The sequence below is a fragment of the Streptomyces sp. DSM 15324 genome (genome assembly GCF_001514285.1).
In the GTDB taxonomy this organism is placed as follows: Bacteria; Actinomycetota; Actinomycetes; order Streptomycetales; family Streptomycetaceae; genus Streptomyces.
Genome location: NZ_KQ949025.1, coordinates 552,421 through 576,493, shown reverse-complemented (window position 1 = coordinate 576,493; position 24,073 = coordinate 552,421). Strand labels below are relative to the sequence as shown.

Annotated in this window: 20 protein-coding genes; 9 read left to right on the top strand and 11 right to left on the bottom strand. The window is 73.0% G+C overall.

Going from position 1 to position 24,073, the window contains the following annotated elements:
* Positions 1-7 precede the first annotated feature (7 nt).
* Positions 8-496 carry a pyridoxamine 5'-phosphate oxidase family protein gene (locus AQJ58_RS12890; RefSeq protein WP_067249048.1) on the bottom strand — a complete coding sequence of 163 codons (489 nt, stop codon included), beginning with the start codon at positions 494-496 and terminating at the stop codon, positions 8-10.
* 148 nt (positions 497-644) lie between these two features.
* Here AQJ58_RS12890 and AQJ58_RS12885 point away from each other — a divergent pair, with 148 nt between their 5' ends.
* Entirely contained in the window at positions 645-1,439 is a 795-nt protein-coding gene (locus tag AQJ58_RS12885) for a class II aldolase/adducin family protein (RefSeq protein WP_067249045.1), read from the top strand.
* Here AQJ58_RS12885 and AQJ58_RS12880 read toward each other — a convergent pair.
* Positions 1,408-2,334 carry a DUF4429 domain-containing protein gene (locus AQJ58_RS12880; RefSeq protein ID WP_067249042.1) on the bottom strand — a complete coding sequence of 309 codons (927 nt, stop codon included), beginning with the start codon at positions 2,332-2,334 and terminating at the stop codon, positions 1,408-1,410. The two genes, AQJ58_RS12885 and AQJ58_RS12880, sit on opposite strands and share 32 nt — an antisense overlap.
* A gap of 203 nt (positions 2,335-2,537) precedes the next feature.
* Between AQJ58_RS12880 and AQJ58_RS12875 the strand changes: the two genes are divergently transcribed.
* Positions 2,538-3,827 carry a hypothetical protein gene (locus tag AQJ58_RS12875; protein WP_067249037.1) on the top strand — a complete coding sequence of 430 codons (1,290 nt, stop codon included), beginning with the start codon at positions 2,538-2,540 and terminating at the stop codon, positions 3,825-3,827.
* 170 nt (positions 3,828-3,997) lie between these two features.
* Positions 3,998-4,531 carry a DoxX family protein gene (locus AQJ58_RS12870; RefSeq protein WP_079078892.1) on the top strand — a complete coding sequence of 178 codons (534 nt, stop codon included), beginning with the start codon at positions 3,998-4,000 and terminating at the stop codon, positions 4,529-4,531.
* A gap of 7 nt (positions 4,532-4,538) precedes the next feature.
* On the opposite strand, the gene AQJ58_RS12865 is transcribed toward AQJ58_RS12870, so the two are convergent.
* Complete coding sequence (locus AQJ58_RS12865; protein WP_067249029.1) at positions 4,539-4,811, bottom strand: hypothetical protein; 273 nt, start codon at positions 4,809-4,811, stop codon at positions 4,539-4,541.
* Positions 4,798-6,447 (bottom strand): PspC domain-containing protein, encoded by a 1,650-nt coding sequence (locus tag AQJ58_RS12860; protein WP_079078891.1) that lies wholly within the window; start codon positions 6,445-6,447, stop codon positions 4,798-4,800. The genes AQJ58_RS12865 and AQJ58_RS12860 overlap by 14 nt, the downstream gene beginning before the upstream one ends.
* A gap of 179 nt (positions 6,448-6,626) precedes the next feature.
* On the opposite strand from AQJ58_RS12860, the gene AQJ58_RS12855 reads away from it, so the two are divergent.
* Both AQJ58_RS12855 and AQJ58_RS12850 read left to right on the top strand, forming a co-directional pair.
* On the top strand, positions 6,627-7,919 hold the full coding sequence (locus AQJ58_RS12855; protein ID WP_067249024.1) for an ATP-binding protein: 1,293 nt from the start codon (positions 6,627-6,629) through the stop codon (positions 7,917-7,919).
* Entirely contained in the window at positions 7,916-8,662 is a 747-nt protein-coding gene (locus tag AQJ58_RS12850) for a LuxR C-terminal-related transcriptional regulator (RefSeq protein ID WP_067249023.1), read from the top strand. The genes AQJ58_RS12855 and AQJ58_RS12850 overlap by 4 nt, the downstream gene beginning before the upstream one ends.
* 43 nt (positions 8,663-8,705) lie before the next feature.
* Here the strand turns inward: AQJ58_RS12850 and AQJ58_RS12845 are convergent, their stop codons facing one another.
* Complete coding sequence (locus AQJ58_RS12845) at positions 8,706-9,788, bottom strand: C40 family peptidase (protein ID WP_067249720.1); 1,083 nt, start codon at positions 9,786-9,788, stop codon at positions 8,706-8,708.
* A 510-nt stretch (positions 9,789-10,298) separates the two neighbouring features.
* On the opposite strand from AQJ58_RS12845, the gene AQJ58_RS12840 reads away from it, so the two are divergent.
* On the top strand, positions 10,299-10,652 hold the full coding sequence (locus AQJ58_RS12840; RefSeq protein ID WP_067249020.1) for a hypothetical protein: 354 nt from the start codon (positions 10,299-10,301) through the stop codon (positions 10,650-10,652).
* On the opposite strand, the gene AQJ58_RS12835 is transcribed toward AQJ58_RS12840, so the two are convergent.
* Together AQJ58_RS12835 and AQJ58_RS12830 are read right to left on the bottom strand one after the other, a co-directional pair.
* Positions 10,630-11,646 (bottom strand): tellurite resistance/C4-dicarboxylate transporter family protein, encoded by a 1,017-nt coding sequence (locus AQJ58_RS12835; protein ID WP_067249017.1) that lies wholly within the window; start codon positions 11,644-11,646, stop codon positions 10,630-10,632. The genes AQJ58_RS12840 and AQJ58_RS12835 overlap by 23 nt on opposite strands.
* 91 nt (positions 11,647-11,737) lie before the next feature.
* Positions 11,738-12,799, bottom strand: a complete 1,062-nt coding sequence (locus AQJ58_RS12830; RefSeq protein WP_067249015.1) for a C40 family peptidase — start codon at positions 12,797-12,799, stop codon at positions 11,738-11,740.
* Positions 12,800-13,214: 415 nt separating this feature from the next.
* Between AQJ58_RS12830 and pcrA the strand changes: the two genes are divergently transcribed.
* On the top strand, positions 13,215-15,710 hold the full coding sequence (gene pcrA / locus AQJ58_RS12825; protein ID WP_067249013.1) for a DNA helicase PcrA: 2,496 nt from the start codon (positions 13,215-13,217) through the stop codon (positions 15,708-15,710).
* A 118-nt stretch (positions 15,711-15,828) separates the two neighbouring features.
* Here the strand turns inward: pcrA and AQJ58_RS12820 are convergent, their stop codons facing one another.
* Positions 15,829-17,349: a M23 family metallopeptidase gene (locus AQJ58_RS12820; protein ID WP_067249011.1), complete on the bottom strand. Its 1,521-nt coding sequence runs from the start codon at positions 17,347-17,349 to the stop codon at positions 15,829-15,831.
* Between the two features lie 257 nt (positions 17,350-17,606).
* The gene (locus AQJ58_RS12815) at positions 17,607-18,521 is read right to left on the bottom strand and encodes an esterase/lipase family protein (protein WP_067249008.1); all 915 of its coding nucleotides are present in this window, start codon (positions 18,519-18,521) and stop codon (positions 17,607-17,609) included.
* A gap of 353 nt (positions 18,522-18,874) precedes the next feature.
* Between AQJ58_RS12815 and AQJ58_RS12810 the strand changes: the two genes are divergently transcribed.
* Positions 18,875-19,291, top strand: a complete 417-nt coding sequence (locus tag AQJ58_RS12810; RefSeq protein ID WP_067249006.1) for a coenzyme B12-dependent isobutyryl CoA mutase small subunit — start codon at positions 18,875-18,877, stop codon at positions 19,289-19,291.
* Positions 19,292-19,390: 99 nt separating this feature from the next.
* Here AQJ58_RS12810 and AQJ58_RS12805 read toward each other — a convergent pair whose 3' ends face one another.
* A complete protein-coding gene (locus tag AQJ58_RS12805; RefSeq protein ID WP_067249717.1) occupies positions 19,391-21,037 on the bottom strand; it encodes a DUF5691 domain-containing protein in 1,647 nt (548 codons plus the stop codon).
* Positions 21,038-21,084: 47 nt separating this feature from the next.
* Positions 21,085-22,446, bottom strand: a complete 1,362-nt coding sequence (locus tag AQJ58_RS12800; RefSeq protein WP_067249003.1) for a hypothetical protein — start codon at positions 22,444-22,446, stop codon at positions 21,085-21,087.
* Positions 22,447-22,602: 156 nt separating this feature from the next.
* Here AQJ58_RS12800 and AQJ58_RS12795 point away from each other — a divergent pair, with 156 nt between their 5' ends.
* Positions 22,603-23,733: an ATP-binding protein gene (locus tag AQJ58_RS12795; protein ID WP_067249000.1), complete on the top strand. Its 1,131-nt coding sequence runs from the start codon at positions 22,603-22,605 to the stop codon at positions 23,731-23,733.
* Positions 23,734-24,073: the final 340 nt, after the last annotated feature.

The following is a 24,073-nucleotide window of genomic DNA, read 5'->3' as shown; positions in this document are numbered from 1 at the left end:
CCCGGGATCACCTGCGCTTGACGACGCGCAGCCCCGCACCGGGCTGCCAGACCTGCACGACGAGATACGTCTCGTCCTCGACGTAGGTCCTGACGACCTCCGTCAGCTCGGTGCGGAAGAGGTGGAACGGCTCCGGCGGTTCCACCTCTTCGCGGTACGCCCCCTTCACCGCCGGATCCTCGACCTCCACCGCCCGCCCCGCGATCCGTACGTCGCCGCCGCCCATCCCCGTGCCCTCGCCCGGGTTGGCCTGGAGCGCGAAACGCGGATCGCGCCGCAGATCGAGCGCCTTGACCGAGTCCGGCATCATGCCGAACCACAGCTCCCCGTCCAGGAACCGGACCTCCAGCCCCGTGGTCCGCGGAGAGCCGTCCTTGCGCAGAGTGGCCAGAACATGATGGGTGAACGCGCCGAACCGCTCCTCGACGGTCCGCGCGAGAGCGGGTTCGGCCGCGGCGAAGGCCGCCCAGTCAACCGCTGTGCTGTGCGCTGTCATACCCGCAGTGTGAACCCGATACAGGACATCTCCTGTCGTATTCCTGTCGCGTTCGTCGGACGCGCGTCATCTTTGCCCCACAAGCCTGTTCTCCTGCGCTGACCGAGGGTAACTTCCGCCCGTACACCCACCCAGTGCTGGAGGACCGATGCACGGGCCCACGCCGCCTGCCCCGCTGCCCACCGACCGGCTGAACTTCGCGATGCCGCCGATGCACGACACGGTCGAGGACGAGCGCCGGCACCGCAAGGAACGCCTGGCGGGCGCCGTACGCATCTTCGGCCGCCTCGGCTTCGAGGACGGCGTGTCCGGCCACATCACCGCACGCGACCCGGAGTACAGCGACTGCTTCTGGGTCAACCCGTTCGGCATGCCGTTCAAGCACGTCACCGTCAGTGACCTGGTTCTGGCCAACTCCGACGGCCAGGTCGTCGAGGGCGGCTACCACGTCAACCAGGCCGCCTTCACCGTCCACGCCCAGGTCCACGCCGCCCGCCCGGACGTCGTCGCCGTCGCCCACTGCCACTCGGTGTACGGCCGCGCCCTCGCCGCCCTCGGCGAACTCCTCGACCCCCTCACCCAGGAGAGCTGCGCCTTCTACGAGGACCACGCCCTGTACGACGCCTACACCGGGGTCGCCGTGGACGCCGAGGAGGGCCGGCGCATCGCGAGGGCCCTCGGCTCCCGCAAGGCGCTCGTCCTGCGCAACCACGGCCTGCTCACCGTCGGGGACTCGGTCGACGCGGCCGCCTGGTGGTTCCTGTCCATGGAACGCTCCAGCCAGGTCCAGCTCACCGCCCGCGCCGCCGGCCGCCCCCTGCTGATCGACCACCGCGCGGCCGTCGCCACCCGCGAACAACTCGGCGGCGACCTCGTGGCCTGGATCAACTACCAGCCCCTCTGGCAGGACATCAGCCGCAGCGAACCGGACCTGCTGAGCTAGGCCCCTCCTTGAAGCCGCGCAGCAGCGCGGCCTTCGTCCGCGTGAACTCCTCGTCCGTCAGCACCCCGTCCCGGTACAGCTCGCCCAGCTCCCGCAGCCTGCGCAACAGTTCGTCATGGGGGTCGGCCTGGGCGGGGACGGCGGCCGCCCACCGCCGCGGCCGGTCCGCGCCCTGGGCGTCCGCCCACGCCGAGGGGTGCGGCATCCGCGCCGTCACCGCCGTCGCCACCAGCGCGGTCAGCAGATCCCGCTGCACACCGCCCCACAGATCCAGCGCATACGGATCCTTCTCGGCCGGCAGCCTCGCGCACACCGTCTCCCGGGTCACGAACCGCAGGAAGCCGCCCTCGTGCCCCGAGTTGGGCAACCACTCCACCCGGACCAGGTCCCCCACCCCGAGGATCAGCGGCCCCCTCGCGCGCTTCACCCGGTCCGAGGTGTCCGCCCAGTCGATCCGCACCCGCGATCCGTCGAAGGACACCGTGCCGTCCGAGGAACGCACCGACACCGGGACCGGCGGCCCCGGCAGCAGATAGGACCGGGCGGGCTCCTTGGGCACCTGGTCCAGCAGCAGCGCGTGCCGGATCTCCTCCACGACGTACTCCGCCAGCCCGCAACGGTCCACGTCCACCAGCAGCCGGTACGGATCCGCGCCTTCCGGAAGCCGCCCGCCCGTCGCCTGCACCAGCGGATCCGCCCCCTCCCTCAGCCACATCCGCAGCCGCCCCCGCCGCCGCTCCGGCTCGTACACGACCCCGGCGACCGCCTCCAACGGCACGACGATCTCCCCGTACGCCCGCCGGAACAGCGGCACGGAACGGTGCAGCCCCGGCCTGATCCGCACCGCCGTCCCGTCGAAGTCCCAGCCCCCGTCGCGCTGGATGATCTCGGCCATACGGACAATTCTGGCAGCCGGGTCAACACGGCCCCTCCCTCCTTCACCCGCTCTGACCAGACCTGCCGAAACCGGACCGTGTGCGATAGGGCACAATTCGCTGTCATCGCGGGGGAGTTGTCAGCAGTGCGGCGGCCGGGATCCACAACGGGTCCCGCACAGGCCGCCGCTCGTTCGGGTCACGGGGAAGGCGGGCGTCGGACGTGGCGGTACAGGAGGCGAGACAGGGCGCGCACCCGGGCACGGGCGCGGGCCCCCACGACGGCGGCTGCACCTGCGGGGACTGCCCGCACGGCGCCCGCGAGGGACACCGGCGCGCGGTCGCCGCGTTCCTGCACCAACGCGACGAGTTCGCCGCCGGCCAGGGTCTCCCCGCCGCCGTCGCCCACTCCGCCTCGGCCTCCCGCCAATGGGTCTCCGAGGAACTCACCCAGTCGGCGGAACTCGTCGCCGAACGCGGCCGCGCCGAGGGCGAGGTCTGGCTGTCCCGCCTGTGGCTGCGCACCGCCACCACCGTCTGGGCGGTGGTCGTGCTGCTCCTCCTCGTCCAGGCCGTCACCGCCATCGGCGCGGGCTGGACATCGGCCCGCACCGCCGGACTCCTCGCCGCCCTCCTCGTGGCCGGCGCCCTCACCACCGCCTCCTGGTTCCACCGGGCCCGCGGCGGCGCCCTCGCCCCCGTCATCGGCGAGGACAACCGCCTCTCCACCTCCCGCGCGGTCGCCGCCGCCTGGGTCCTCCTCCTCTCCTACGCGGTCCTCGTCCTCGTCGGCCGCCTCGCCGCCGCCTCGAGCCACACCGAACGCGACGCCCTCATCTCCGGCCTCGACCTCGCCCGCGGCGCCGGTGTCGTGACCGTCCTCGCCGTGGTCTGCGGCATCGCGGTCCTCGTCCGCCGGGTGGTGGGCCTGAGGGTCCTCGCCCAGCGGCTCCAGAAGGTCCGCGCCCACCGCCCCCGAGCCGCCGACCTCCTCACCGACGACTCCGGCCGCGGCACCTTCGCCGACATCCAGTACGTCGTCATCAGCGCCGTCGCCCTGGCCTTCGCCGCGACCCGCCTCGCCCGCCGCCCGGACCAGCTCCCCGACCTGCCCTGGGGACTCGCGGTCGTGGTCCTGGTCTCGGCCGCGACCTACCTCGCCGGCAAGTACGCCGAGGGCGGCCGCCCCGTCATCCTCTCCGTCGTCCGCTCCCGTGAGGCCGGCGATCTCGACGCGCCCATCCGCACCGGCGACGACATCGAGATCCGCGGCGCCGGCTTCGTCCCGCCCGGCGCCCAGACCGCCGACCGCCTCTCCCGCATGGTCGTCCGCATCGGTCCGGTCCATGTCCACGTCCCCCTCGTCCCGGTCGCCGGCGGCTTCAGCAACCCCACCGACGCCGTCCTCACCGTCCCCGTCCCCGTCGACGTCGAACCCGGCCGGCTGGAGGTCCAGGTCGTCACCGCGGCGGGCGTGGAGACCAACCGCTACCTGATCGACGTCACCGAGTAGAACCGTCCGCCGCCCGCCCGACAACCACCCCGCCCGGCCGAAGTGAACGCTCGGGCGGAGTGAAACCGGGGGGAACCACCTGCTGTGCGGACAATTGAGCGCACCCCCCATTTCGTACGTATGGTCTGTTGAGGGGTACCACCACTCAGGGCGAGAGGCGGCTACGGGCGATGACTCACGGCATGCGGACGGACACCTATCCCCCCTACCTCCAGGGCGGCGGCCGGGGCTGGCGGGACACCGCCGCCCACTACGCGCTCCTTCCTCTGCGGATCTTCCTGGGCGTCACCTTCATCTACGCCGGTATCGACAAACTCACCGACAGCGCCTTCATGAAGGACGGCGGCGCGGGCTCGATCGGCGACACCATGCGTGCCGTCCGTGACTCCTCGGCCATCCCCGCCCTGGTCGACCTGGCCCTGAAGAACCCGGTCGGCTTCGGTTACGCCATCGCCCTCGGCGAGCTCGCCGTCGGCCTCGGCGCCCTGTTCGGCCTCCTCACCCGGCTCGCCGCTCTCGGCGGCGCGCTGATCTCCCTCTCCCTCTGGCTCACGGTCAGCTGGGCCTCCGACCCGTACTACTACGGCAACGACCTCATCTACCTGATGGCCTGGCTCCCCCTCGTCCTTGCGGGCGCCCCCTACCTCTCGCTCGACGCGCTCTGGCACAGCCGGCGCCGGCAACGAGCAGGCGGCCTGGACTGACCTCGCCTCACCCCGGTCCGCCGCCGGGATGCGCTCCCGTGCTCCCGGCCTCGGTCCCGGTGGCGGGTGCGGTGTCCCGGCCGGTCCGGCGCCGTCTGCGCAGGGACCGGGCCACGATCCCCGCCACCCCGGCCAGGCAGAGGCCGACCACGACGAGAGGGACGACCGCGAACCACGGCGTCTCCCAGAGCCCGCCCGCGTCACCTGCGTAGACGACCCCCGCGAGGGTGAAGAAGCCGCCCGCGATCAGCCTGCCGGGCTGGAACTCATGACGCAGCACGGCTCACCACCGCCTGTCCCACCCCGACCTGGAGGTCCAGGTCGAGCGTCCCGGCCGTGTCCTTGCCGCCCGGAACCGGCGGCAGCGTCACCGCCCTGTGCTTGCCCGGCTCCACGTCCACGTCCTCCTTGTTCTCGCCGGGCAGCTGGACATCGCCCAGCCCCACGTCGATGCTCAGCCGCACTGTCGCGTCCGGCGGCAGGACCACCCGCAGCCGGCCCACCCCCACCTCCGCGTTCGTGCGGACCGTCTGCCCTGGGGCCACGTCCAGCCGGGACAGGTCCAGCGTCGCGTCACCGGTGCCGAGGTCGTAGGCACCCCGCACCTCCGACACCGCCGCCGGCCGCCAGGTCCGGTCGACCCAGTGCGTGCTCACGTCCCTGGGCAGGACCGTCGAACCCGCCAGCAGTCCGGCGATGACCAACGCCAGGAACACCGACCCCGCGCCGGTGCGTCCCAGGAACGAACTGACCGCTATCCCCGCGCCGAGCACGATGAGCGCGGTGGCCAGCCCGGCCTGCAGGCTGGCGCCCAGCGGATGGTCGTCCCAGGTGAGCCGGGTGACGAGCCCACCCGCGAGCAGGGCCAGCAGGAACACCCAGCCGCCCGTCCAGCGCGGGCCGCGCGGAGCGGGGGAGCGGCCGGGCGGGACGCGTATGTGCTCGCGGGCGACCGGGCGGCCGGCGAGGCCGACATTGACCGCCGCCGCGATGTCCCGCTGCCGGGGATCCTGCGGACCCCAGAGATAACCGGTGCCGCCGACATGGGTGCCGTCCTTGACGATGGGGTCCCGCCACCAGGAGGGGTAGGCGGCCGGGACCGGCGGTGCCTGGGCCTCCGGCGGGGCGTCGGCGACGGCCTGCGCCGCGAGCGGATCGGGGTCGGGCAAGCCCCGCTGCCGCGACCAGTACCCGGCCCCCGCGAGCAGGAGCGAGAGCACCACGGCGAAGGTCAGCACACTGCCGTTGTTCAGCATCGACAGGAACACCCCGCAGCCGACCAGCGCGAACAGCACGGCCGCCAGGGCCTGGCCGTCGACCCGGCCGGTCAGCAGCTTGCGCACCTCGTGCTGCTCGTCGTCGGAGTAGGGGACGAACAGCCACGCGAACCCGTAGAAGATGAGACCGATGCCGCCCGTCGCGGAGAGCACCGCGAGCGTGATCCGGAAGATCACCGGGTCCATGTCGTAGTGCCGCCCCAGCCCCGCGCACACCCCGGCCAGCATCTTGTACTGCCGGTCGCGCCGGAACCTGCCGGGCGTTTCGGCGCCTTCGGCGCCTTCGGCGCCCTCGGCACCCGGCCGGGCGGTCGACTGCGCCGCGGCGGTGAGGGCCTCGTCGCCCCGGCCCGGCCCCTCGGACATACCGTCCGCTCCCTTGTCTTCGTGGTCGCTGCGGTCGCTGTGGTCGCTGTGGTCTGCGAATTCTGCGCTGCGCCCGCTGTCTCCGCCCCTGTCTCCGCTGTCTCCGCCGCTGTCTCCGCTGTCTCCGCTGTCTTCGTGCGAGGGCGGGCCCGCCCGGCCGTGCGCGCGAGGTTTCTCACCCGCGGCGTCGTGGGCGCCGGTGGACGGGGCGGCCGCGTCGGGCGCGGTGCCCCCGTCGGGCACGGCGTCCGCGGCGTGCTGGTGATGTGCCATGGGACCATGGTGGCGGGCCCGCGGCCCCGGCGGCAGTCGGAACGACCCTGGTCGGACCCTGATATCGGCCCTGAGCCGACGCCCGGGAGGCGTTCGACCTGCGCCCGGGCCGAAGATCAGGGGCGTCTCGGGGGTGGACCCTGATGCCCGGCCCCGCACGCTGTGTGACCATCGTTGGCATGCCGGAAGCCGCAGCAGCGCCACTCGTCGAACCGCGGCCGCCGCGCAAGCTCTACCGCAGCAGCGACGGACGCTGGCTGGGTGGCGTGGCGCGGGGGCTCGCCGGGCATCTCGGGCTGCCCGTCGTATGGGTGCGGCTCGTCTTCGTCGGCCTGTTCATGGCGGACGGCCTCGGCGCCCTGCTCTACGCGGCCTTCTGGTTCTTCGTGCCCCTCGGCGTCGGGGGCGTCGGAGACCAGAGGCCGCCGTCCCTGGTCTCCACCGAGACCGCGCCCGACGGCCGCCGCAGACTCGTCCCCCGCAAGCCGGACCGGGGCCAGATCGTCGCCCTGCTCCTGATGGTCGTCGTCGCGCTGGTCTTCGTCGGCAATGTGAATCTGGGCAGCGGCGCCAAGGCCTATCTCCTGCCCGCCGTCCTGGTCGGCGCGGGTGTCGCCCTCGTCTGGCGCCAGGCGGACAACGCCCGCCGGGCCCGCTGGGTCGAGGTGGGGCGCAGACGCCGCACGCTGACTTTGCTGCGGGCCGGCGCCGGCGTCCTCCTCGTCACCGCCGGTGTCTCCGGCATCTTCGTCCTCCAGGGCTCGGCCGCCCACCTCGGCTCGGTCCTCCAGGCCGCGCTCGCCGTCCTCGTCGGCATCACCCTCCTCGCCGGGCCCTACCTGGTCCGGATGACCCAGGACCTCTCCGAGGAGCGTCTGATGCGGATCCGGGCCCAGGAGCGGGCCGAGGTCGCCGCCCATGTCCACGACTCCGTGCTGCACACCCTGACCCTGATCCAGCGCAACGCGGAGAACGCGGGCGAGGTCCGCCGTCTCGCCCGCGCCCAGGAGCGCGACCTGCGCACCTGGCTCTACAAACCGGAGGGCACCGGCAAGGACGAGGAGGACGAGCCCACCACGGTCGCCGAGGCGGTCCGGCGCAACGCCGCCGAGGTGGAGGACAAGCACGGCGTCCCCATCGAGGTCGTGGTCGTCGGCGACGGGCCCCTGGACGAGCGGGTCGGGGCCCAGATGCAGGCCGCGCGCGAGGCGATGGTGAACGCCGCCAAGTACGGTGGCGAGGGCGGCGCCGTGCAGGTGTACGCCGAAGTCGAGGGCAGGACGGTCTTCGTGTCCGTCCGGGACCGGGGCCCCGGCTTCGACCTGGACTCGATACCCGCCGACCGCATGGGCGTTAGAGAATCGATCATCGGCCGTATGGAGCGCAACGGCGGCACGGCCCGGCTGCGGGCGGTGCCGGACGGCGGCACGGAGGTCGAGCTGGAGATGGAGAGGGTGGAGAGGACGTCATGAGCGACCCGACCGAGACGAACGCGGCGGCGGCAGCGGGGGACACGTCCGAGCCTGGGCGAACGTCCGGCGAGAGCACGGGCGGGCGGCGCGTGCGGGTGGTGCTGGTCGACGACCACCGTATGTTCCGCACCGGTGTGCAGGCCGAGATCGGCCAGACCGAGCAGACGGGCGTCGAGGTCGTCGGCGAGGCGGCGGACGTCGACCAGGCCGTCACCGTCATCACCGCGACCCGGCCCGAGGTGGTGCTGCTCGACGTCCATCTGCCCGGCGGCGGCGGGGTCGAAGTGCTGCGCCGCTGTGCCTCGTTGATGGCCGACACCGAGCAGCCGGTGCGTTTCCTCGCCCTGTCCGTCTCGGACGCGGCGGAGGATGTGATCGGGGTGATCCGCGGAGGGGCCCGCGGCTATGTCACCAAGACGATCACCGGTACCGATCTGGTCGACTCGATCTTCCGGGTGCAGGAGGGCGACGCGGTCTTCTCGCCGCGCCTCGCCGGGTTCGTCCTGGACGCCTTCGCCTCCACCGATGCCCCGCCGGTCGACGAGGACCTCGACCGGCTCACCCAGCGCGAGCGCGAGGTCCTGCGCCTCATCGCCCGCGGCTACGCGTACAAGGAGATCGCCAAGCAGCTGTTCATCTCGGTGAAGACGGTCGAGTCCCATGTGTCGGCGGTGCTCCGCAAGCTTCAGCTGTCCAACCGTCATGAGCTGACGCGCTGGGCGACGGCCCGACGGCTGGTGTGACCCCCGCGGTCATGGCACGGTCATGACCCACCACGCGGTCTCCTCACACCACCCGCGTCGCGCCCGCGAAGGGCATCTCGTCGATGGGGGCGATGCGTACCGGGGCCGAGGGGTTCGGGGCGTGGATCATCCGGCCGTTGCCGATGTACAGGCCGACGTGGGTGATGCCGGAGTAGAAGAAGACCAGGTCGCCGGGGCGCAGTTCGGAGCGGGAGACGCGTCGGCCGATGCCGATCTGGGCGTAGGTCGTGCGGGGCAGGGAGACCCCGGCGGAGCGGTAGGCGGCCAGGACCAGGCCCGAGCAGTCGAAGGCGTTCGGGCCGGTGGCACCCCAGACGTAGGGGCTGCCCAGCTTGGAGTAGGCGAAGGAGACGGCCGCCGCCGCCCGGGAGTCGGGTGCGGCGGCGGTGGCCGTGCCGGGCGCCTCGAGAGGGGCGCGGGCGCCGGTGGAGGCGCGTGAGGCGCGGTCGGCCGTCGCGGTGCCGCCGCCCATGTCGGCCGCGACCCGGGCCCGTTCCGCCGCCGTCAGCCGGGAGAGCAGACCGCGGGCCGCGGCGAGCTTGTCGGTGACGGTCCTCTTGTGCTCCTTCAGCTCCGCCTTGCGGGCCTTGAGCGAGGACAGTTCGAGGCGGGCGGCGCCGCGCAGCTGCTCGATCTCGCGCAATTGCCGGCGCACGCGGGTGACGGCGGCGGACTGGCGGTCGCCGGCGCGTTCGGCGAAGGCGGCTCCGTCGAGGTACTGGTCGGGGTCGTCGGAGAGCGCCAGTTGGACGGCGGGGTCGAGGCCGCCGCTGCGGTACTGCGCCGCCGCCATCGTGCCCAGCGCCTCCCGCGCCGCGTTGAGCTTCTCCTCCTTGCGGGCCGCCTCGTCCCGCAGGGTGCGAAGGCGCTGCTCGGCGGCGGTGGCCTTCTCCTGCGCGCCGTTGTACTGCTCGGTGGCCGTCTCCGCCTCCTGGTACAGCCTGTCCACCTTGACCTCGACCTGTGCGGTGGTCAGCTGGGGCTCGGCCTGGCCGGTTCCGTCGAAGGCCGTGGCGGTCGCCGCGCCCGCGAGGGCGAGGGTGAACGCCGTACGGGCCGTCTGGCCGCCGAGCGAGCGCTGTCGGGGCTTGCGGTGCGCTGCCACGTGGGACTGCACGTCCTTTCGTACGACCGCCTCGGCCGTGGGGGTGCCCGACCGTCGTCGCACGGGCCCCACGGCTGTCAGGCGGCCCTCGGCCGTCGGGGGAGCGGACGGCGACCGAGGGAGGCGCTGACGGGTCCGGCGGCGGCCCGCACAGGGGGAGCGGGACACCGCCGGACCTTCTCGGCGGTGGTGTCCGACTGCCGCCCCTGGCCCGGGCGGCGGTGGGGAGCCGGTCACCTGGGGCAGGACGCTAGGCCCGACGGTGTCGGGTCGGTGGCCTGATGTGCGGAAAAGGCATGAGCGGACCACCGGCTGACAGTTTCTGCGCGGTGGGCCGGGCCGGGTGCGTCGGGTTCGCGCGGCGCGATGATCGATGCCGCGATTCCCGGGCAGTCGGGCGCGGCGGGATGCTATGGACGCATATATGCGAGTGCCGTCGATCGGGGAGGGCGCCGGGTGGTGGGGGCCGGTGTCGGGTGGCCGGGGCCGGGCTGATTAGCATCCGGCCTCATGGACGTACTCATCCATCTTTTCGTCGGCCTGCACATCATCGGCATCGCCGCGCTCCTGGGCGGCTTCCTCACACAGATGAAGGCGATGAGCGGGGGAACGGCCCGTTTCGTCCCCGCGATGCTGCACGGCGCGGCGACCATGCTCGTCACCGGTGTGATCCTGGTCGGCCTCAACCAGGCCGACGACCAGCCCCTGAACAACATCAAGATCGGTGTGAAGCTGGCGCTGCTGATCGTGATCCTGGGCCTGGTCTACGTGAAGCGGGACGACGAGAAGGTGGAGAAGCCGCTGTTCGGCGTGGTGGGCCTGCTGACCGTGGTGAACATCTTCATCGCCGTCCTGTGGACCTGACGGACCCGCCGAGCCCGACGGCCCCGCCGGACCCGGCGATCAGGGCCGCCGCGGCGACCACCAGCCACGCGGCCACCGCGACCCACAGCAGCACCTTGCCGGGCCCCGTCAGCCCCGGGACGTCGGCGGCGGTCGCCACGGACAGCGTCGCCACGGCCGTCACCCCCATCGGGAACACCGTCGCCCACCGCCGTACGTCGTAGCGCGGCCGCGGCCGGAGCACCTCGGCCGCGAGCAGGACGGCGTACCAGACGAGGGCGAGGACGAGCAGCGCGACCGTCGTCGCGCGCAGGACGCCGCGGTCGTCGGCGTTCCACAGATACAGCGCGTGGTCCGCGTCGATGAGCCGCGCCCCCGCGAGTGCGGAGACGGCGAGCGCCCCGCCGGCCACCCACTGGTCCCCGGCGCCCTCGGTGACCTGCCGATGGTCGAACAGGGCGAGCACGCCCACGTAGAGCACCAGGCCGAGCCAGAACAGCACGAGCGCGGTGTGCGCCGGCCAGGAGAGGGCCTCGGCCTTCGCCAGGGTCGCGCCCAGCACCGCGAGCCCCTGGGTGGCCACACAGCACAGGAACACCGCTCCGGGCATCCCGCGGGCCCGGTGGCTCATGAGGCGCCGGACGACCTGCCGCAGGAAACCTGCCATCAGCACCGGCCACAGCAGGGCCGACAGCGCCAGCAGGGCCCAGGCCAGGTTCTGCCGGCCCAGCGTCGAGACGCCCGTGCCGAGCACGGTCGTGGCGGCCACGGCGGTCAGCCCGCCAGGGGTCCCGGCCTCCGCGAGCCGGCGCCGGCGCTCCCACAGGAGCCGTACGACGAAGTCGGCGGCCAGTGCCACCCAGGCGGCGCCGGCCAGTGCCAGCGCGACGTGGGACAGGACCTCGTGCCCCGCCAGGCGCAGTCCGATGGACAGGACGCCGGTGGCCAGCACGGCGGCGCCGGCCGCCGGGGGACGCCGCGCCCACCGGGCGCGCAGGGAGGAGGTGCCGGGCATGGGCCCGATGCTAAGGACGCGAGGCGGCTGCGGCGGCGGCACACGCGCGTAGTCGAGAAAAACGACCTGCACGCGCGTGCCCGCAGTCGGCTCAGGCCGGGCGGACCACGCTGTGGACGCCCGACTCGCCGTCGTAGTGGATCGACTCCTCGCGGACGTACGTGCCCGGCTTCGGGGCGTGGATCATCATGCCGTTGCCGAGGTGGATGCCGACGTGGCTGATGTCGTCGTGGAAGAAGACCAGGTCACCGGGGCGGGCGTCGGCGAGGGAGACGGTGGTGCCGGCGTTCGCCTGGTCGTGGGTGGTGCGCGGCAGCGAGACGCCGGCGGCCCTCCAGGCGGCCTGGGTGAGGCCGGAGCAGTCGTAGGAGTCGGGGCCGGTGGCGCCCCAGACGTACGGCTTGCCGATCTGTGCACGGGCGAACGCGAGCGCCTTCTCGGCCTGGCTGATGTATGAGGAGTCCGAGGAGGCGGCAGAGGGGGATGCGGCAGAGGGGGACGCGGCGGGGGAGGACGCAGCAGCCCGCTCCCGGGCGGTCAGCCGCGCCAGCAGCTCGCGCGCGTCGCCGAGCTTCTTCTGCACGGCGGCCTTGGCGGTCTTCAGCTCGCTCTCGGTGTCGCCGAGCGCGGCGAGGCTCTCGGCGGCCTCCTGCCGTTCGCGCATCGTCGCCGACTGCCCGGTGACGTAGTCGTCGGCGGCGCCCTTCTGGCGGTCGGTCAGCCGGCTCCTCGGCTGGGTCCGGTCGACGTGGTCCCGCGGGGAGTCCGCCGTCAGGAACGCCGCCGTGTCGGGCGCGGAGGCGCCGGTGCGGTACCGGGCGGCGGCGAAGGAACCGGGTTCCTCCCGCGCCTCGTTGAGCTTCCGGGTGCGCGGGGCGACGTCCTCGAGGAGACCGTCCACCCGCTTGCGCTGCCTGGTCTTCCGTTCCTTGGCGCCGTTGTCCTTCTCGGGCGCCGACTCCGCCCGGCGGTAGAGGTCGTCGAGCTTCTTCTCGACCTCCTCCAGGCTCGGCGTGCCGTCGTCGGAGGGCGCTGCGTTCGCCGACTGGGACAGCAGGGCCACGGAGGTGAAGGCGGCGGTGGCCAGGCCGGGCGTGCGTATGCCTGCCACGCGGCTGCCCAAGAAGCGCGGCTTGCGGTGCTGCGACGCCAAGGGAGGCGACTCCTTCCATCGTCCGCCGACCGGGTGGGCGGTGCGGGAGGGTTCGGGCGGACGGTGCGGAAGGGCGCCCTACGGCCGCCTCCCGCTGGGGAGTCGGGCGATTCACCCCGGGGTCCCGGTGGTCCCCGGCTCCGGCTGCCGCACAGGGGGCGCGCCGGGCTCGGCGGAGGCAGTACGGCCCGGCGAGGTTCGCCGGTGGGATCCGTGTGGCCTGCCCGGCACGGTAGCCAACTCGTGTGGCTTCTGTGAAGGTTGCCGGGCGATATGCCCGATACGTTTTCGTTATCTTCCTCAAACCTGGGACGTGGGATCACGTGCTGTGATATCGCCGCCTCGGAAGGTGAGGGTGGGGATGTTCGGGGGAGGGCCACGCGTTGTCGGTGGGGCACCCTAGACTCGGAGAGCGATGAGCAGCCTCTTTGACGACAGCTTCCTGGCGAACCTCCAGGCCCCCGCGGGCCACGAGGAGGAACCCCCGCCGCCGCCCGAGGACGATCACGGTCCGGAGTCGCTTCCGGACGATCTGTTCGGCGGGAAGTTCGACGCACCCCCGGACCGGGACGCGTACTACCGCGACGGCGCCCCGCGTCCGGCGATCGACGCGGCCGCCCTCCTGGAGGGGCTCAACGACAACCAGCGCGCGGCCGTCGTCCACGCCGGCACCCCCCTGCTCATCGTCGCGGGCGCCGGCTCGGGCAAGACCCGTGTGCTCACCCACCGCATCGCCCACCTCCTTGCCGAGCGCGGCGTCCACCCGGGCCAGATCCTCGCGATCACCTTCACCAACAAGGCCGCGGGTGAGATGAAGGAGCGCGTCGAGCAGCTCGTCGGCCCGCGCGCGAACGCGATGTGGGTGATGACCTTCCACAGCGCGTGCGTGCGGATCCTGCGCCGCGAGTCGAAGAAGCTCGGCTTCACGTCCTCCTTCTCCATCTACGACGCCGCGGACTCCAAGCGGCTGATGGCCCTGGTCTGCCGCGATCTGGACCTGGACCCCAAGCGCTACCCGCCCAAGTCCTTCAGCGCCAAGATCAGCAACCTGAAGAACGAACTGATCGACGAGGAGGACTTCGCCGCCCAGGCCGCCGACGGCTTCGAGAAGACCCTCGCCCAGGCCTACGCGATGTACCAGTCCCGGCTCCGCGAGGCCAACGCGCTCGACTTCGACGACCTGATCATGACGACGGTCAATCTGCTGCGTGCCTTCCCCGACGTCGCCGAGCACTACCGCCGCCGCTTCCGTCATGTCCTCGTCGACGAGTACCAGGACACCAACCACGCCCAGTACGCCCTGGTCAGGGAGCTGGTCGGCACCTTTGAACACCCCGTCGACGTCCCGCCCAACGAGTACGACGTCCCGCCCGCCGAACTGTGCGTCGTCGGTGACGCCGACCAGTCGATCTACGCCTTCCGCGGTGCGACGATCCGCAACATCCTCCAGTTCGAGGAGGACTACCCGGACGCGACGACGATCCTGCTCGAACAGAACTACCGCTCCACGCAGACGATCCTGTCCGCCGCCAACGCCGTCATCGAGCGCAACGAGTCCCGCCGCCCGAAGAACCTGTGGACCAACGCGGGCGCGGGCGCGCGCATCACCGGCTATGTCGCCGACACCGAGCACGACGAGGCGCAGTTCGTCGCCGACGAGATAGACCGCCTCACCGACGCGGGCGACGCCAAGGCCGGCGATGTCGCCGTCTTCTACCGCACCAACGCCCAGTCCCGGGTCTTCGAAGAGGTCTTCATCCGCGTCGGCCTGCCCTACAAGGTCGTCGGCGGTGTCCGCTTCTACGAGCGCAAGGAGGTCCGGGACGTCCTGGCCTACCTGCGCGTCCTCGCCAACCCGGAGGACTCCGTCCCGCTGCGCCGGATCCTCAACGTCCCCAAGCGCGGCATCGGCGACCGCGCCGAGGCGATGATCGACGCCCTCTCCCAGCGCGAGAAGATCAGCTTCCCGCAGGCCCTCAAGCGCGTCGACGAGGCGTACGGCATGGCCGCGCGCTCCACGAACGCGGTGAAGCGGTTCAACGTGCTGATGGAGGAGCTGCGGACGATCGTCGAGTCCGGCGCGGGCCCCGCGACCGTCCTCGAGGCCGTGCTCGAACGCACCGGCTATCTGGCCGAGTTGCAGGCCTCCACCGACCCGCAGGACGAGACCCGCATCGAGAACCTCCAGGAACTCGCCGCCGTGGCCCTGGAGTTCGAGCAGGAGCAGGCCGAGGGGGAGGGCGCGGCCACCGGTGGTCTCGCCGCCTTCCTGGAGCGGGTCGCGCTCGTCGCCGACTCCGACCAGATCCCCGACGAGGACGAGGACGGCTCCGGGGTCATCACCCTGATGACCCTGCACACCGCCAAGGGGCTGGAGTTCCCGGTCGTCTTCCTCACCGGCATGGAGGACGGCGTGTTCCCGCACATGCGCGCCCTCGGCCAGGCCAAGGAGCTCGAGGAGGAGCGCCGGCTGGCCTACGTCGGCATCACGCGCGCGCGGGAGCGGCTCTACCTCACGCGGTCCTCGCTGCGCAGCGCCTGGGGCCAGCCGTCGTACAACCCGCCCTCCCGGTTCCTGGAGGAGATCCCGGCGACCCATGTGGACTGGAAGCGGAAGGGGGCGAGCGCGCCCGTGTCCTCCGGTCCGGTCTTCGGTGTGGCGGCCTCGCTGTCCTCGTCCCGCTCGCGGTCCTCGGCGGCCGGCGCCTCCGGCTTCGCGACCCGCCGGGGCGCGACGGAGAAGCCGGTGGTCGCGCTGGCCGTCGGCGACCGCGTCACCCACGACCAGTTCGGGCTGGGCACGGTCGTGGGCGTGAAGGGCACGGGCGGGAACGCGGAGGCGACCATCGACTTCGGCGACAGCAAGCCGAAGCGGCTGCTGCTGCGGTACGCGCCGGTCGAGAAGCTGTAGGGCTCCCGCTGTCGGGGCTCGCTGTAGGGGCTCGCGGTGGCGGAGGCAGGCGGCGCACACGAGTGAGCCCCCGCCGACGGGGCGGGGGCTCGGGGCTCACGTGAGGAGTCCCGGGGTGCTACGTCGGGTCCAGCCCGTGGCTGCGCAGCCACGGCAGCGGGTCTATGGGCGAACCGCCGGCCGGGCGCACCTCGAGGTGCAGGTGCGGACCGGTGGAGTTGCCCGAGTTCCCGGAGTACGCGATCGGGTCGCCGGCCTTCACCGTCGATCCGGAGGCGACACGGTAGGTGGAGAGGTGGCAGTACCAGGTCTCCGTGCCGTCCTTCGCCGTCACGATCAGCATGTTGCCGTAGGCGCTGTTCCACTGCGTCCGTACGGTGCCGTCGGTCACGGCCATCACCGTCGTGCCGTAGGAGACGGGGAAGTCGATGCCGGTGTGCTGGGACATCCAGTTGACGCCGGCCTGGCCGAAGTAGGCGCTCAGTCCGCGCTGAGCGACCGGGAGGGCGTACTTCGGGCGCAGCCGCTCCTTGCGGGCCGCCTCCGCCGCCGCCTTCTTCTTCTCGGCGGCCTGCTGTTCCTTGAGGTCGATGCGTTCCTGCGTCCGGCTGGCCCGGTCGGCGAAGTTGTCGGCCTCGGCGCTGAGCGTCGCGAGCTGGGCGTCCAGCTTGTTGTTGGCGGCGGACGGTTTCACCGGCTGCGCGTCGGAGGCGGAGGCCGTGGTGTCCTTGTCGTCGCCGCCGGTCAGCGTGCCCAGGGAGGCGGCCGCGATCCCGGCGACCCCCATCACACACGCCGAGGGCACGGCCACGGTCAGCAGCGCGGAGCGCTTCGGGGGCGTACGGCGGCGGGAACGGCTCGCGTTGCGGGCGGCCGCGCGGGTGGCGGGCGCCGGCTCGATCTCCTCCTGGTCGTCCAGGAGGGGGTGCTCGGACACGGCGGGCAGCTCACCGGTGGCGGACAACTCGCCGCCGTCAGCGCCTTGTTCGTCCGGGGTGATCGACTCGAAGGTCGCGGTGGGCTGCTGGTCGAAGGGGACTTCGGCCGACTGCTCGTACGCGTCGGAGGCGGCGCCGGTCCCGCCGTCGCCGTCGGAGTTCCACTGCGTGGCGTCGTAGGTACCGGTCTCGAAGGTCTGGGTGCCCCATTCCCAGTGCTGGGTCTGGTCGGCGGGGTTGCCGGACTGGTCCGGCTGGAGCCAGGCGTTCGCGTCCCACTGGCCGCTGGCGTCGGACGCCGAGGTCTGCGGCGGGACGAGCGGGAGCTGCTGGTGGTCGGTCGGCCAGCCGGTGGTGTCGTAGGCGCCCGAGTCGTAGGCGGCGTGGTGCTGGGCCGCGTACGGGTCGTAGTTCAGGACCTGGTGGCCGCTCGTGTCGTGGAGCTGGTGGCCGCCGGTGTCGACCATGGTCGGCTGGGCGCCGAGGTTCCACTGCCCGGTGCCGTAGGAGCTGTCGCCGAGGCCCGCGCCCGTGCCGTCGCCGGGGAGCCCGCCGTAGGGGTCGGCCGCGAAGTGGCCGGTGTGCTGGGCGCCGGTGTCATAGCCGTGGTACTGGGAGAAGCCGTCGTACGAGGCTTCCTGGGTGCCGTACGACGCGTAGGGCGCGGAGTCGGCGTCGGAAGCCGGAGCCGGGGTGGTCATGCTCCCCGACGGGTGACGGTCGTTCACCAACTTCTCTCTCGCCTCGACAACAGGGGCTGCCAGAGCAGTGCGGCGACTGTACCCGTCGGTATGCGGGCGCGACAATCTTCCGTTGGTTTCGTGCTCGAAGGAAAGGGGCAATCGGCCGTGTTTCGGGGGACGGCGGACGCGGGTTTGGCCTTATGTTCGAAGAATGTTCGAGGCGAGGCGGGTCTCAAACAGCTATCGAATCCCCGTGAGCGGTTGCCGGGCCGGTCTCACGCCACCGTCAGGCCTCCGGTGCGCGGGCCGGCCGTCGCCGTCTCCGCGGTGTCGAGGGCCTGCCGTATGCCGGTCGCGACCGCCGGATGCACGGGCAGGGCGAGGTGGCCGATTCCCGTCACCCGGACGTTCTGTGCGAGCAGGTCGGGGTGGTCGATCCGGGCCGTCTCCAGCGGGTCCATCAGGTGGTCGAGGTCGCTCCAGAAGCTGACGAAGTGCGTACGGCAGCCGGGCGCGGGCCGGGACAGCTCCTCGATGACCTCGGAGCCGGGGCGCATCTGGCGCACGATCGGGTGCGCGTTCGCCAGTGGCACCGCCTTGGTGCCCGTGTGCGGGGTCCCCAGCGTGACGAGCGTGCGGATCCGGACGTCACCGCCCAGTCGCTGCACGTAGTAGCGCGCGATCAGACCGCCCAGGCTGTGCCCCACCACATCGACCCGGGTGCTGCCGGTGCGCTCGCAAATCTCCTCGATGTGCCGCCCGAGCAGCTCGGCCGCCGTACGGATGTCGCAGGTCAGGGGCGAGTAGTTCAGCGACTCCACGCGATGCCTGCCGTGCTGGGCGAGGCTGCGGCGCAACAGGACGAAGACCGAGCGGTTGTCGATGAAGCCGTGCAGCAGGACGACCGGGGGCGGGGCCGGCGTGGGCAGCGGGGTGGGGCACGCGGTGCCATTTTTTTTCGATGCGGTGTTCTCTCCGGGCGGAAGCGCGGCGGGACGCCGCTCCGGGGTGATGCCGGAGGGGTAGAGCAGCAGGTGGCCGGCGAGGATCGCGAGGTCGAGGACGGTGGCCTTCAGCAGGGCCGTGGAGAGCCCGGCCAGCCGGCCGGGGATGTTCGGCAGGCTCGGAAGGTCCGGCAGCAGACGCCGGTAGAGCGGAAGAAAGGGCTGCAGCACCCTGGTGACCTGCATCGCCGACCTCCTGTCGGCACACGCCGAGGACGTCTCTGTCCCCCGTGTGCCCTCGTGGAAGCCGTGGCGGAGGAGGTCGGCTGCCGCGCGGCGGGCGGGGTCCTTGGCCCCGGGGGTCCGTCGCGCCTGTACCCGATGCGCCGTACCGCCGCGGCGCGCGGTCTGCGGCGCGGCGGTACGGCGACCTCGTGTGCGGCTCCCATGACTGTCCCATGGTGTGATTTCCCCGTTGGCCCATGCCACGAAACGGCCGGGTGCGGGATGCTGGCGGTAACGTTCGTTCACTTCCCCGGTGTGTGGCACGGGGTGTCCGAGCCGTCGAGAGCGGGCGGAGTCGCTTCTGGGAGGCAGTCATGGGTGTGGCATCCGGCCCGATCCGCGTGGTGGTGGCCAAGCCGGGACTCGACGGCCACGACCGCGGCGCCAAGGTGATCGCCCGGGCACTGCGCGACGCCGGCATGGAGGTCGTCTACACCGGGCTCCACCAGACCCCCGAGCAGATCGTCGACACGGCGATCCAGGAGGACGCCGACGCGATCGGGCTGTCCATCCTGTCCGGCGCGCACGACACGCTCTTCGCCGCGGTGATCGAACTGCTCCGCGAGCGGGACGCCGCGGACATCCTGGTCTTCGGCGGGGGGATCATCCCCGAGGCGGACATCGCCCCGCTGAAGGAGAAGGGCGTCGCGGCGATCTTCACTCCCGGGACGACCATGGCGACGATCGTGGACTGGGTCCGGGAGAACGTCGGACAGCCGACCGAGATCTAGGCCGGGAATCCAGGGGAACCGGGAATCCGGGGGAATCCAGGCCGGAACTCCAGACCGGGAATCCTGGCCGGTCCCGGCGACGGTCGGCCGGCGGCGCCCTCACGACGGCCCGCCACCCAGTTCCCGTGCCATCACCGCTCTCAGCCGCAGGGTCCTCCCCAGGCGCTGGAAGGCCTCGGCCCAGTAGCCCCCGGCCCCGGGGGACGCGTCCTCCGGTTCGTCGGGTACGGCGAGCAGCGCGTCCAGCCGGGAGGCCTCCGAGGGGTCCAGACAGCGTTCGGCGAGACCCATCACCCCGCTGAAACTCCACGGGTAACTTCCCGCGTCGCGCGCGATGTTGAGGGCGTCGACCACCGCCCGCCCGAGCGGCGCGGCCCACGGCACCGCGCAGACGCCGAGCAGCTGGAACGCCTCCGACAGCCCGTGCGCCGCGATGAAACCGGCCACCCACTCCGCCCGTTCGCCCACCGGCAGGGTGGCCAGCAGCTTGGCCCGCTCGGCCAGGGACACCGCGCCAGGACCGCCCGCCCCGGGCGCGGACGGCGGTCCGAGCAGCGCCCGCGACCAGGCCGCGTCCCGCTGCCGTACGGCGGCCCGGCACCAGGCCGCGTGCAGCTCGCCCAGCCAGTCGTCGGCCACCGGGAGTGCGACGATCCGCTCCGGTGTCCGCCCGCCCAGCCGGGCCGGCCAGGCGGTGAGCGGGGCCGCCTCCACCAGCTGGCCGAGCCACCACGACCGCTCACCCCGGCCCGACGGGGCCTTGGGGGCGACGCCGTCGCGCTCCATCTCCGCGTCGCACACATGGGGCGCCTCGACGACGAGCGTCGGCGTGTCGCCGGTGTGGTCGACGGCCACGCACGCGCCCGCCCGCACCGCCATCCGCGCGGCGAGCGCCGAACCCGGCAGCGCCGACAGCAACTCGGCCGCCGTCGCCCGTACATTGCGGCTGCGGTCCGTCAGCGCCGCCTCCAGGAACGGCTCGTCCCGCTCACCGAGGCCCGCGCGCAGCGAGTCGAGGAACATCAGCCGGTCCTCCGCGCGCTCCGTGGACCAGGTCGACTCCAGCAGGGCGCGGGCCGTGTCGGGGGCGCGGGAGCGCAGCGAGGCGAGGAGGGCGACCCGCTCGGCGAACAGGCCCTCCTGCCACAGTTTCTCGATCCGCCCGGTCTCCTCCGGGCGCGGCAGCGCGGCGTCCCCGCCGGGCGCGGCGCGCAGCGCGAACCGCCACTCCGGGTTCAGCCGGGCCAGCCACAGCGCGCGCGGGCCCGCGAACCTCAGCGCCGCCGGCCGCAGGTCGGTACGCCCGCGTGCCGCGTCGAGCAGCGCGGGCAGGGCCTCGGCGGGCGGGGCGTACCCGTGCGCGTTCGCCGCCGCCAGCCACTGGGGCAGCAGCTCCACGAGGTCCGGTGCGGTCCCCCTGCGCCCCGTTCCGCCGGTGCCGGCGCGGTCGGCGAGCAGCAGGGCGAGTCTGCGGGCCGCGGGAGCGGGCAGGGTGGGGCGCGGGTCGGCGGGGGCCGGTTCGGGGCGGGTCGCGGCCCGTCCCGGACGCAGCCCCGCCCGGCGCCGTACGGTCTCGGCCGCCGCCGCGTCCAGCAGCGCGGACGGCGCCGGACGGCCGGTGACGGACCCGGGGGGCGGACGGCGATCCGTGCCCAGGAGGGCGGCGGTGACCAGGTCCTCCCAGGCGGGGGCCGTGTCCGAGAGGGGCGTGGGGACGGGCGCGGCGACGGAGGTCGACGTGGCGATGGGGGTCGGCGTGGCGTGCGCGTGCAGGGGTGTCCCTTCAGTCTCGGTCACAGCGGTACCGCCTCTCCCGGGCCGGGCGGCCAGGCGGTCAGCGGGGTGAAACCCCGGTGGCCGCACTCGCCGAACACCGTCACCGGGGCGCCGCCCGAGAGCGCGACCAGCCGCCACAGGCCCGGACGGGCGGCGGCCGCCGGGGTGAGCGGCAGGGCCGTGTCCCCGTCGGCGTCGGCCAGCTGCCAGGACGGGCCGTCAGGGGTCGGGACGACGCCGTCCAGGGTCACCGGCACGGACTCCTGCCAGGGGTCGTCGCGCAGCGACGCGCCGTAGTGCGCGGCCGCCGCGGCCGTCGTCAGGCCCGGCGGGCGGGCCGTGGTCGGTGCCGGTGGCGCGAACTGCTCGCCCAGCGCCGCCCGTCGCCGCCCGCTGCCCGGATGGACGGACAGCTCGGCGTCCAGGGCCAGCCCGACCGGCAGGGCGAGGTCGGGGGCGCGGCCCGCGGCGCCGTAGGACAGAACGAGGACCGTGCGGCCCGAGGCGATGCCGTGCAGCCAGATCCGGCGGGTCGTCAGTTTCGGGTCCGGCGTGTCGTGCTGGGCGAGGACCAGCCAGTGGTCGCGCAGCGGCGGGCCGGCCGGCCGGGCGGTCAGGCCGACACGGGAGCGGACCGTGGCGGCCAGGGTCTCCGGGAGCCGCTCGCGGTGCAGCCAGCCCTGGTCGAGGAGGTGGAGCAGGGCGCACTCCTCCAGCAGCCGGACCGGCCAGTCGGGTCCGGACCCCGGTATCGCCCCCAACTCCCGCACGCGCGCCGCCAGTCCGGGGGCCTGGGCGTCGACCATGCGGGCCGCCGTCTCCTCCCACAGCCCGTACCCCGCCTGCTCGGCCGTGGCGAGGCCGGAGCGCAGGAGATCGGCCAGCCGTTGCTCCAGCTCCGTCGCCCCCGCGGTGATCCGCTCGGCGCGCCGCTCCGCCCTCCGGCGCGCCGCCTCCGGATCGGCCGGTCCGGAGCCGGGACCCGCCGCGCCCACCTCCCCCTTCTCCTGCGTAGGCCCCTGCCGTCGCGCGATCCACTTCTCGGCCCAGTCCGGCGCCGGCCCCACCGGGACGGCCACCTCCCCGGCCGACCGGAGCAGCAGCAGACCGAGGGCGTGCTCGCACGGGGACTTGCGGCTCGGGCACGTGCACGCGCACCACGGTCCGGGGGTGCCGGGCGCGGCAGCGGTGTCGACGACCGCGCGATACGGCACGCCGCCGCTGCCGCCGCACACCCCCCACACCGTCCCCTCCCGCGACCTGCCCGTCCCGGACCACGCCGCGGCCACGCCGAGTTTGCTGCCCGCTTTGCGTGACGCGGAATCAGGCGCCAGTGCCAGCACCCGGTCCGCGGTCCAGCGCACCTCCTGCTGAGTCATGTCGTCGACGGTAGGCCCTCCCACTGACAATCGGCCCCGCGCGGGGCCGCCGCATCCTCGATCCGCGGCGTTTTCGCAGGTCACAACGGATTGTCAGTGGGGTGGTGCACGGTGGACACCAGACCCGAACCGGCCGAGCTGGAGGGGACCTCAGCCATGTCCGTGTCCGTAGACCCGACGTTCGTGAAACCCGGTCAGACCCAGCCCGCGCAGGCGTTGCGGCCGCATGCCGAAGACGCCTTCGCCGATGAACTCGCCGCGCTCGCCGCCCAGGACGACCGGCCGCGGCCGGCCCGCTGGAAGCTGTCGCCGTGGGCCGTCGCCACCTATCTCCTCGGCGGCACCCTGCCCGACGGCACGGCGATCACACCGAAGTACGTGGGCCCGCGCCGCATCGTCGAGGTGGCCGTCAGCACGCTCGCCACCGACCGCGCCCTGCTCCTGCTCGGCGTGCCCGGAACCGCCAAGACCTGGGTGTCCGAGCACCTGGCCGCGGCGGTCAGCGGTGACTCGACCCTGCTGGTGCAGGGCACGGCGGGCACCCCGGAGGAGGCCATCCGCTACGGCTGGAACTACGCGCAGCTGCTGGCGCACGGCCCGAGCCCGGACGCCCTCGTGCCCAGTCCCGTCATGCGCGCCATGGGGGAGGGGGCGACGGTCCGCGTCGAGGAATTGACTCGCGTCCCCGCCGACGTTCAGGACACACTCATCACCATCCTGTCGGAGAAGACGCTGCCGATACCTGAACTGGGGCAGGAGGTTCAGGCGGTTCGCGGCTTCAACCTGATCGCCACTGCCAACGATCGGGACCGCGGGGTCAATGAACTGTCCAGCGCCCTGCGCCGCCGTTTCAACACGGTGGTGCTGCCGCTGCCGGCGAGCGTCGACGCCGAAGTCGACATCGTGGCGCGGCGTGTCGACCAGATCGGCCGCTCCCTCGAGCTGCCGGCCGTACCGCACGGGGTCGACGAGATCCGTCGCGTGGTGACCGTCTTCCGTGAACTGCGGGACGGCATCACCGGCGACGGCCGAACCAAGCTGAAGTCTCCCAGCGGCACGTTGTCCACCGCCGAAGCCATCTCCGTCGTCACCGGCGGCCTCGCCCTGGCCGCCCACTTCGGCGACGGTGTGCTGCGGCCCGGCGACCTCGCCGCGGGAATCCTCGGCGCTGTCGTCCGCGATCCGGCCGCCGACCGGGTCGTCTGGCAGGAGTACCTGGAGACGGTGCTCCGCGAACGCGACGGCTGGGGCGACTTCTACCGCGCCTGCAGGGAGGTGAGTGCGTGAACCGGAACGACGAGGACTCGAGGTGGCCGCGGCTGCGACCGGCACGGAAGGGGGGTGAGCACATGAACCGCGTGAACGACGACAAGGACTCGCGCTGGCCGCGCGTGTGACGACGGGTGCGGTGATCCCGCAGCTGGTGGCCCGGATCTGATGGCCCAGGGCTGAAGGGCCGGAACTGATGGTCCAGGTGTGGGGGCCCGGGGCTGGTGGCCCAGGGCTGTGGCCTTGGTCTGGTGGCCCGGGTCTGACGACGTGGATCTGAAGGTGCGGATCTGACGACCCGGGTCTGACGACGTGGATCTGAAGGTGCGGATCTGACGACCCGGATCTGAAGGCGCGG